Below are 9,988 nucleotides of genomic sequence, written 5' to 3' on the forward strand. Positions count from 1 at the left end.
TTTTATGTAATTTTGCATTGCGGTTACGATTATTTTCTTTCGTGCTCGCCATCACTGCAATTTTATTTCTCGCCTGAGCGGACATTAATTAAACAGAGTGAAGATCACAGAAAAGACAAAACGTAATTGCAATGTAAAAAATGATAATTGTCATACCTGCCTGTTAAATCCACCATCACAACACTGATAAAAAGAGCTGTATCTTCTAAGGCAGGTCTGAATGAATACCCAATATAATTCCAGTTATATTTTTTCGATTACATTAGTTGCCACATTAGGAGGACTGTTATTCGGCTACGACACCGCCGTCATCTCCGGTACCGTCGAGTCCTTAAATACGGTTTTTGTCGCCCCACAACATCTGAGCGAATCCGCCGCAAACTCACTGTTAGGCTTCTGCGTCGCCAGCGCGCTGATTGGCTGTATCATCGGTGGTGCGCTGGGTGGCTATTGCAGTAACCGCTTTGGTCGTCGCGATTCACTCAAAATCGCCGCGATCCTGTTCTTTATTTCCGGCATCGGTTCCGCATGGCCGGAATTAGGATTTACCGCCATTAATCCGGATAATGCTGTTCCTGTTTATTTAGCCGGATACGTCCCCGAATTTGTTATTTATCGCATTATTGGTGGTATCGGCGTCGGTTTAGCCTCCATGCTCTCACCGATGTATATCGCAGAACTGGCCCCGGCACATATTCGTGGAAAACTGGTTTCCTTTAACCAGTTCGCGATTATTTTCGGGCAACTGATGGTCTACTGCGTAAACTATTTTATTGCCCGTTCCGGCGACGCCAGCTGGCTGAATACCGATGGCTGGCGTTATATGTTTGCCTCTGAAAGCATTCCCGCCCTGCTGTTTTTAATACTGTTGTATACCGTACCGGAAAGCCCACGCTGGCTGATGGCGCGCGGCAGACACGAGCAGGCGGAAGGTATTCTGCGCAAAATTATGGGCAGCAATCTTGCTACCCAGGCGATGCAGGAGATCAATCAGTCACTGGAGCACGGTCGCAAAACAGGCGGGCGTCTGCTGATGTTTGGCACTGCGGTCATCGTCATCGGCGTCATGCTGTCCATCTTCCAGCAGTTCGTCGGCATCAACGTTGTGCTCTACTACGCGCCGGAAGTTTTTAAAACCCTGGGTGCCAGCACCGACGTCGCGCTGTTGCAGACCATCATCGTGGGCGTAATCAACCTGAGCTTCACCGTGCTGGCGATCATGACGGTCGATAAATTTGGCCGCAAACCGCTGCAAATTATTGGCGCGCTGGGTATGGCCATCGGCATGTTCAGCCTCGGTACTGCGTTTTATACCCAGGCTTCTGGTCTGGTGGCGCTGCTGTCGATGCTGTTTTATGTTGCGGCATTCGCCATGTCCTGGGGCCCGGTGTGCTGGGTACTGCTGGCTGAGATTTTCCCCAACGCGATCCGTGGCAAAGCGCTCGCCATTGCGGTGGCCGCCCAGTGGTTGGCGAACTACTTTGTCTCCTGGACCTTCCCGATGATGGACAAAAATTCGTGGCTGGTTGCCCATTTCCACAACGGTTTCTCCTACTGGATTTACGGTTGCATGGGCATTCTGGCGGCACTGTTTATGTGGAAGTTCGTACCGGAAACCAAAGGCAAAACGCTGGAAGAACTCGAAGAGCTGTGGGAACCTGCAGCAGAGAAAACGCAGCCCGCGTCTGCGCAGTAATCAACGTGAACAACACGCCGCAGCCCAATGCGGCGTGTTATTTTTTACTCACGCTTCAACCGTTTGGAATTACACAACCACAGCGTGATCACCAGCAGCAGGATCGCCGCGGAATAGATCAGTACGTCCATGGGGGCTTTATGATCGACGATGATCAACCGCACAATCGCCGTGATCCCGATATAAACAAAGTAGCGCAGCGGAAAGTGAAAACCTGACTGAAAGTACTTCACAATCAGCGCGATAAATTCAAAGTAGAGGAAGTAAACCACCAGCCCTTCCACCAGCTCGTATTTGCTGGTTTGTTCCGGCGCGAACAGCACATCCGCCAGATGCAGCGTCTCTTTGCCGAGGAATACCACCAGAATCAGCCCCAGACTCAGTAGCCCAAGATTCAACACAGTCTGTAACATCGTGGAGATAAACTCCACGCGCGGACGAGATATCGGCGTCATAGCAGCCCCTTTTGCTCAATGGCGAAGTTCCTGTATAACGCAAAAATGTGACGGAGATCTACATTTTTTGTTTATGTTTTGTTCACACAACGGTTCTTGCCGGATGGCGGCTTTGCCTTATCCGGCCTACCGTAGGCCCGGTAAGCGTAGCGTCACCGGGCGATCAACATTCACATCAACGGAAGTTCTCACTCCTGTCACTGGTCATATCGTACAAACCAAACTTACGCCCAAGCTGCTGACCACCGTCGCGCGTCAACGGCGTCCAGCCAATTGCCGCACGGCTGCGGGTTGGTCCCGAGGAGAAGAGATCCAGCGGCACGGAGACATACACGCCTTTGGTGAAATCACCTTCCCCATACTCATCCGGTGATGCATCGGTGAGGGTTGCATAACCGCCGACCACCACGCCGCTGTCGAAGCGTTTGGCGATTTCAAGGGTCCCGCCTTTATCGCCCGCCAGGTACTGCCCCACGCTGGCTTTTACCAGTACATCCTGGGCAAACGACGGGTTCCAGTACGCCGTCAGATGTCCGGTCTTCACGCTGTAGTCGGTGAATTTCATCATGTCCTGCGCACTGCGCCAGTCACGCTGCTTCACATAGTTGGCGTCAACGCCAAACGCCCAATTGCTGTCCAGTGGACGGTACAGCACTTCAGCCCCTGCGCCGCCAAACATGGTTTCCAGATAGCCACCGTACACTTGTCCGTAAAACCCGTTGCCGAGTGACTGGAAGTAGTTGGCCTGCAGGTTATTCACATACACATCGTTCTGCACGTAGTCACGGACGTGAGTACGGACCCGCGGCAAATGTGAATCACTGGGCGGATTGGTGTAGTTAAACTTGTCGTAGTTATTGGCCAGGTTAGCAAACAGACTGCCGGTCGTGAGCAGATGGTCTGTCACCCACAGATCTGCCGTTCCCATGACACCCAGCTGATACATATAGAAGTTTTCCGGGCCGCCCACGGACTGATTGAGCACCGGATCGATATGAAAATCAAAGCGTGATTTATCGATATACCAGCCCTGCTCGGTGGTCTGCGGCACCACGGGCTCCACGCGCTTTTGCGCCAGCGGTGTTTCATGGCCCAGCGGCTCGCCTTGCAGATGATCCTGCAGACTCGCAACATCTGTTTCGGTGGTGACCTGCGGTAAATTCAGGCGATTTTCCGTAATACGGATCGTACGGATCCCCTCAGGGAGATCGTTCATTACGATCCGATTTGCCCGTTCGCTCCCTTCCCGCGAGTCACGGTATTTCACCTGTTCGCCGGTCACGTACAGCGTATCGCCCTGCACCTGGAGTTTCGGATCCGCCAGCCCGGCGTTGTATTTCAGTAGCGTGAGCTGATTCGCCACCACCGAATGTTGCAGGATGGCATCCTGCGGCTGGGGCTGATATTGCGGTCGCGCGTTATCGTTATACGTTGGTCGCAGATCGTTGAAGTTCGTGCGTAGCGTGACGCCGAACATAAAGGTATTACCGCGCTCGTAGCTGAGATTAACGTCGGCCCAATCGGTGACGCGGTAAATGGCGCCGACGTTAAACTTGCTCTTCTGATCCAGCTTGCCGGCAAAATCCTGCTGGTAGTTGTTACCTTCATATTCCAGCTTCAGGCGCAGCGGCTGCCAGGGCGTCTGGTATTCCACGCCGCCAAACAGTGACGCAGGGCCGTGGAACATCTGGCTACCGTCGATGGAGCCCGCCTGTTTATAGCTGTTATCGCGATAACAGAATTTATCGCTGTACGAGCACAGCGGATTACTCACATTGCCGCTGGTACCAAGATATCCCCAGCCAAGACCAAGCGAGAAATCAAACGGCCCCCAGGCTTTGTTGGCCACGATGTATTCCGCATCAAACAGACCGGTTCCGCCGATATCCCGTGCGCCAACCGCGACCTGCGGCATCCAGTAGCTCTCTTCCCACAATCGCAATTTGAGATCGAACGCTTTGTCTTTATACGTCTGATCGCCTGAAAATGACTCCACGCTACTGTATTTTTTGGTGCGCACATCGGTATAGCGTAAGGTCGTTTCCAGCCACGGGAACAACTGCACCGACGCGGAGTAGTAACGGTACTGATCGTTATCGCGGTAGTTGAGGCTCATTTCCCCTTCACGCGCCATCCGCGCGGTTGGCGTTTGCAGCAGCCCCACACCGCCAAAGTCAGACTGGGAAGGCCCAATCGGCGCAGGGTACGTTTCACCGTGGCAGGCCGTGCTGATACCCAGCGCCAGCAGGCTGAGCAGATAAGTTTTTCTCATTATTCAGGTATCCGCTGGGTCAGAGTACGAAGAATGTCGGCATTGATTTGATCCGGGGCGCGGCTCCAGACAGAGTCAGACAGCCCAACAAAAATGATGCTGCCGGGCATCGGCTCAACGTGACGTTTATTCCAGTAAGCGACCGGTACTTTTTGCGTGCGTCCATCGGGATAGACCACCCACGCATAGCTGCGATCTGCACCGCTCAGCAGACTTTGTCCGGCGAGATAGCTGGCGATATCACGCCCTGGCATAAACGGCTGTTTACCCGGATGATTGATCGCGCCAAACAGGGTGATTTCCGTTGGCTGAGGCCCAACCCACAGCGTGTAGTTGCCCTGCAACGGCGGATTCCCCCGTTCACTCACCCGCACCGCGTCCGGGTCGAGATTCACCCGCTGTCTGCCGGTTACCTTCAGGGTCTGAATTTGCTGGCGTAGCGTGTTGATAGCGGCTGCATCGTCGCCGCCTTCTTCTGCACTCAGCGCCGCCAGCCGTCCCAACAGCGTCTGTTGCTGGCGCTGCGCGGTAACCGTCGCCAGCTCTTCCCCGATCACCGCCGCGGGCCACCAGCTATTCGCCAGCGTGGGTTGACCCACCAGATCGATAAGATGTTCCGCGCCGGTCAGCGTTTTCGGTTCTGCACTGCCTGAGGTGATCACTTTTACCGTTCCTGCGGCAAAAACAGATGCCGCACAAAGGCTAAAAGTCAGCGCGGTAATCATTCGTTTCATCATGATTTTGCCGCCTTGATCAGCGTGGTCTTCACCGGGAAATAATTCGCACCCAGATACTGCTCTGACTGGCGAATCATCCCGTCACTGTCGATCCAGTAACGGTTATGCCAGCGAGTCCGATCGGTGGTGACTTCTTCATCCAGTACGCGTACCGGGGTATCTTCGCTGGCAACCCGAATGCTGTCAGTGCCGTCCCATCTGAAGACCGAACGGGCAGTGGCGTAGCGCACCTGCTTATGCTCGGTCCAGCCCATCGTGCGGGTCCAGGTGACGCCATCAACAATCTGGTTTGGTTTGATAAGCGGGTCCGCCGCCAGATTATTCACCGCGATCAGGTTGTCTCCGCCCAGCAGCGTTTTCACCAGACGCCCGTGTTGCGTTACGAGCATGGCCTGGTCCTGGGTGACCCATTTCTGCTGCCCGTTTTCAGCGAAAGCGAGCACCACAAACAGCTGCGGACCGCCGTTAAGCTGCATGTACTGGCTGGCGTAAGGCATGTTGTGGATATCATCATCCGTCATCTGTACGCCGGGAGTACCCAACACGCTTTGCCACAGCGAATGACCCAGCCCTTCGGTGGTAGCTGAACACGCCTGTAATAACAGACAAACCAATATGAGCGCTGGTCGCATCACGACGTTTCTCCGCATTATTGCCGGGTGGCGCGACGCTTACCCGGCCTACAAATCCCACAGGCTTTTGGAAATTCAAAATAACCACACCGAAGTGTGGTTATGGTTAATCCCCTTCATACTTCAGGGGCTACGTACCGGAATTACTGGGTACTGGTGGTCGTGGTGGTGGTGGTTCCGGTATTCGAACCATCGCCACCGCCGGTTGCCGCCAGGGCGACCCCCACCGCGGAGCTTACGGTGCTCACGCTGGTTGCGGAGGAACTTCCTGCCGAAACCGACGCGGCTGCCGACCCTGCCGCCTCCCCCACCTGAACGGGGGCAGCATAGACAGAGGTCGTCGCAAGCGCAGATATAGCCAACAGGCCATACAGTACTTTTTTCATCACAATATCCCTTCATTGTATGAATGGAGATTTACCCAAAAGAATTTCGGGCGAGATCGAGTATACACAACCGAAAGTGTGTAAATTACGCCGCGCAGGAATTTAGGATAATTAGAAAAAAGTGGGAGATAACATTATTAAAAAATACACAAATCAATATAAATCAATCACATGTAATAAATACATAAATAATGCAATATCCGTAAAATCTGAAAATTATTGTGTTAAATCTAACGTGGTATAATTATTTTAGGATTAAACTCAATTAAATCCCATGTAATGCGGAAGACAAGATAAATTATCTTATAAAAAAAGCCGATAATAATATCGGCTTTTTTTATAAGTAATCAGTAAATTCATTCGAATTGCAGCAAGGCGGCAAGCCCGTTAATCCCCGGGAGCATAGATTACTATGTGACCGGGGTTAACGAACGCAGCCAACACCGCTGCGGTTCGAAGGAAGAAGCTGATTAACGCCAGGACTTATAACGGTTAATCAAACCGTTAGTCGAGCAATCATGGCTGTTGATCTCTTGATCATCGTTCAACTCAGGCAGAATGCGGTTCGCCAGCTGTTTGCCCAGCTCTACGCCCCACTGGTCGAAGGTGAAGATGTTCAGGATAACGCCCTGAGTAAAGATTTTATGCTCATACAGCGCAATCAGTGCACCCAGGCTGTACGGAGTGATTTCGCGCAGCAGGATAGAGTTCGTAGGACGGTTGCCTTCGAACACTTTGAACGGCACAACGTGGTCCAGCGTCGCCGGATCTTTACCCTGGTCGCGGTATTCTTGTTCAACCACTTCACGAGACTTGCCAAACGCCAGCGCTTCGGTCTGGGCGAAGAAGTTAGACAGCAGCTTCGGATGGTGGTCAGACAGCGGGTTATGCGTGATAGCCGGAGCGATGAAATCACACGGCACCATTTTGGTCCCCTGGTGGATCAACTGATAGAACGCATGCTGACCGTTGGTCCCCGGCTCACCCCAGATGATTGGGCCAGTCTGGTAATCCACCGCATTGCCGTTACGGTCAACGTATTTACCGTTGGATTCCATGTTGCCCTGCTGGAAGTAGGCCGCAAAGCGGTGCATATACTGGTCGTACGGCAGAATGGCTTCGGTTTCGGCACCATAGAAGTTGTTGTACCAGATACCGATCAGCGCCAGCAGTACCGGCAGGTTTTTCTCCGCTGGGGTAGTGGAGAAATGTTTATCCATGGCGTGCGCGCCGGACAGCAGTTCAACGAAGTTGTCGTAGCCCACGGACAGGATGATCGACAGACCAATCGCTGACCACAGGGAATAACGACCGCCAACCCAGTCCCAGAACTCGAACATGTTGGCCGTATCGATACCGAACTCACCGACTGCTTTCGCATTGGTGGACAGCGCCGCGAAGTGTTTTGCCACGTGTTTTTCATCACCGGCGGTCGCCAGGAACCAGTCGCGCGCGCTATGGGCGTTGGTCATGGTTTCCTGGGTGGTGAAGGTTTTAGAGGCGACCAGGAACAGCGTGGTTTCCGGATTCACTTTCTTCAGTACTTCGGCGATGTGCGTACCATCGACGTTAGACACAAAGTGCATATTCAGGTGATTTTTGTACGGACGCAGCGCTTCGGTCACCATGAACGGACCGAGGTCGGAGCCACCGATACCGATGTTCACCACATCCGTAATCGCTTTGCCGGTGTAGCCTTTCCAGCTGCCGGAGATAATCGCTTCAGAGAAGGATTTCATCTTCTCCAGCACCGCATTCACTTCCGGCATCACATCTTTGCCGTCCACGATGATCGGGGTATTGCTACGGTTGCGCAGCGCCACATGCAGCACTGCACGATCTTCCGTACGGTTGATCTTCTCACCGGAGAACATGGACTTGATAGCACCGCTCAGGTCGGTCTCTTTTGCCAGGTCCTGCAGTTTCGCCAGCGTTTCTTCGGTGATGCGGTTTTTGGAAAAATCCACCAGCATCAAATCGTCAAACGTTGCGGAAAACTTGACGAAACGATCGCTATCTTTCGCGAACAAGTCCGCGATCGTAACGTCTTTCATCTCTTCAAAGTGTTTTTGTAGTGCCTGCCAGGCTGAGGTCTGCGTTGGATTGATGTTTTTCATTAGCAATACTCTTCTGATTTTGAGAATTGTGACTGAGATCGATTGTAACGCCAGTCACAGAAAAGTGTGATTGTTTTAGTGCCGTTGTCCTGGCGTCCATCAAACAGGGGTAATTATAAGCTCGGTTACTCAGGGCTACAGCAGCATGAAAAATCCGCATAATCCCAGCATTGACAGTATCCCTCACACCTTTTATTTATAAATACGGTATTTGCGCCTGCACCGGTTTCCGTTCTGCCCTTGTGCCATGGTCGCTCTATTCATTCCCTGACACGAGGTAGTTATGACTGATGTAGTTGTCTCCAAGTTTGGCGGTACCAGCGTCGCGGATTTCGACGCCATGAACCGCAGCGCTGATGTGGTGCTTTCCGATGCTAACGTCCGTTTAGTGGTGCTTTCCGCTTCAGCGGGTATTACTAACCTGCTGGTCGCTTTGGCTGAAGGGCTGGAGGCAACTGAACGCTTCGAGAAACTCGACGCTATTCGTCAGATCCAGTTCGATATTCTGGAGCGTTTGCGTTATCCAAACGTGATCCGCGAAGAGATCGAACGTCTGCTGGAAAATATCACCACGCTGGCGGAAGCGGCTTCGCTGGCGACCTCAACCGCGCTGACTGACGAACTGGTCAGCCACGGTGAACTGATGTCCACCCTGCTGTTTGTCGAGATCCTGCGCGAGCGTAATGTTCAGGCGCAGTGGTTTGACGTACGTAAAGTGATGCGTACCAACGATCGTTTTGGTCGCGCAGAACCAGATGTCGTGGCGCTGTCTGAACTGGCCACGCTGCAGCTGGCACCGCGCCTTGAAGAAGGTCTGGTGATCACCCAGGGCTTTATCGGCAGCGAAAGCAAAGGCCGCACTACCACGCTGGGGCGCGGCGGCAGCGACTATACCGCCGCCTTGCTGGCAGAAGCCCTGCACGCCACGCGCGTCGATATCTGGACCGATGTACCGGGCATTTACACGACCGACCCGCGCGTGGTGCCAGCCGCAAAACGCATTGATGAAATTGCCTTTGAAGAGGCCGCAGAACTGGCGACCTTCGGCGCAAAAGTCCTGCACCCGGCGACGCTGCTCCCTGCCGTGCGTAGCGATATTCCGGTGTTTGTCGGCTCCAGCAAAGACCCCAAAGCAGGTGGCACACTGGTGTGTAATAAAACCGAGAATCCACCGCTATTTCGTGCCCTGGCGCTGCGTCGCAAGCAAACGCTGCTGACTCTGCATAGCCTGAATATGCTGCATTCTCGCGGGTTTTTAGCGGAAGTGTTCGGCATCCTGGCGCGCCACAATATCTCGGTGGATTTGATAACAACCTCAGAAGTCAGCGTCGCACTGACGCTGGATACCACCGGTTCAACGTCCACCGGCGATACGCTGCTCACGCAATCCCTGCTGATGGAGCTGTCTGCGCTGTGCCGGGTCGAGGTAGAAGAAGGTTTGGCATTGGTCGCCCTGATCGGGAACGACCTGTCTAAAGCCTGCGGCGTGGGAAAAGAGGTGTTCGGCGTGCTGGAACCGTTCAACATCCGCATGATTTGCTACGGCGCATCCAGCCATAATCTGTGCTTCCTGGTGCCGGGCAGCGAAGCCGAGCAGGTCGTACAGAAACTGCATCATAATTTGTTTGAGTAATACCAGCCGGATGGCGGATGCGGCGAAACGCCTTATCGGGCCTACGGTGAATTCGTAGGC

8 protein-coding genes are annotated in these 9,988 nt (G+C 53.4%); 2 read left to right on the forward strand and 6 right to left on the reverse strand.

What is annotated here, in order from left to right; all coding sequences use genetic code 11:
• Positions 1-220: 220 nt before the first annotated feature.
• The gene (gene xylE / locus FDX01_RS03285) at positions 221-1,696 is read left to right on the forward strand and encodes a D-xylose transporter XylE (protein WP_096758731.1); all 1,476 of its coding nucleotides are present in this window, start codon (positions 221-223) and stop codon (positions 1,694-1,696) included.
• Between the two features lie 44 nt (positions 1,697-1,740).
• Here xylE and psiE read toward each other — a convergent pair whose 3' ends face one another.
• The 6 genes from psiE to pgi all read right to left on the reverse strand — a co-directional run bounded on the left by psiE (position 1,741) and on the right by pgi (position 8,295).
• A complete protein-coding gene (psiE, locus tag FDX01_RS03290) occupies positions 1,741-2,151 on the reverse strand; it encodes a phosphate-starvation-inducible protein PsiE (protein ID WP_096758732.1) in 411 nt (136 codons plus the stop codon).
• A 175-nt stretch (positions 2,152-2,326) separates the two neighbouring features.
• On the reverse strand, positions 2,327-4,423 hold the full coding sequence (locus FDX01_RS03295) for a YjbH domain-containing protein (protein WP_137399216.1): 2,097 nt from the start codon (positions 4,421-4,423) through the stop codon (positions 2,327-2,329).
• The gene (locus FDX01_RS03300) at positions 4,423-5,160 is read right to left on the reverse strand and encodes a capsule biosynthesis GfcC family protein (RefSeq protein WP_137399217.1); all 738 of its coding nucleotides are present in this window, start codon (positions 5,158-5,160) and stop codon (positions 4,423-4,425) included. The genes FDX01_RS03295 and FDX01_RS03300 overlap by 1 nt, the downstream gene beginning before the upstream one ends.
• Entirely contained in the window at positions 5,157-5,795 is a 639-nt protein-coding gene (locus tag FDX01_RS03305; protein ID WP_115259714.1) for a YjbF family lipoprotein, read from the reverse strand. Before FDX01_RS03305 ends, FDX01_RS03300 begins: the two co-directional genes overlap by 4 nt.
• A gap of 140 nt (positions 5,796-5,935) precedes the next feature.
• The gene (gene yjbE / locus FDX01_RS03310; protein ID WP_096758736.1) at positions 5,936-6,178 is read right to left on the reverse strand and encodes an exopolysaccharide production protein YjbE; all 243 of its coding nucleotides are present in this window, start codon (positions 6,176-6,178) and stop codon (positions 5,936-5,938) included.
• 470 nt (positions 6,179-6,648) lie between these two features.
• On the reverse strand, positions 6,649-8,295 hold the full coding sequence (gene pgi / locus FDX01_RS03315; RefSeq protein ID WP_137399218.1) for a glucose-6-phosphate isomerase: 1,647 nt from the start codon (positions 8,293-8,295) through the stop codon (positions 6,649-6,651).
• A gap of 283 nt (positions 8,296-8,578) precedes the next feature.
• Between pgi and lysC the strand changes: the two genes are divergently transcribed.
• Positions 8,579-9,928 (forward strand): lysine-sensitive aspartokinase 3, encoded by a 1,350-nt coding sequence (gene lysC, locus FDX01_RS03320; RefSeq protein WP_117343613.1) that lies wholly within the window; start codon positions 8,579-8,581, stop codon positions 9,926-9,928.
• Positions 9,929-9,988: the final 60 nt, after the last annotated feature.

Origin of the sequence: Citrobacter sp. wls613 (genome assembly GCF_005281195.1) — a bacterium.
GTDB lineage: Bacteria > Pseudomonadota > Gammaproteobacteria > Enterobacterales > Enterobacteriaceae > Citrobacter > Citrobacter gillenii.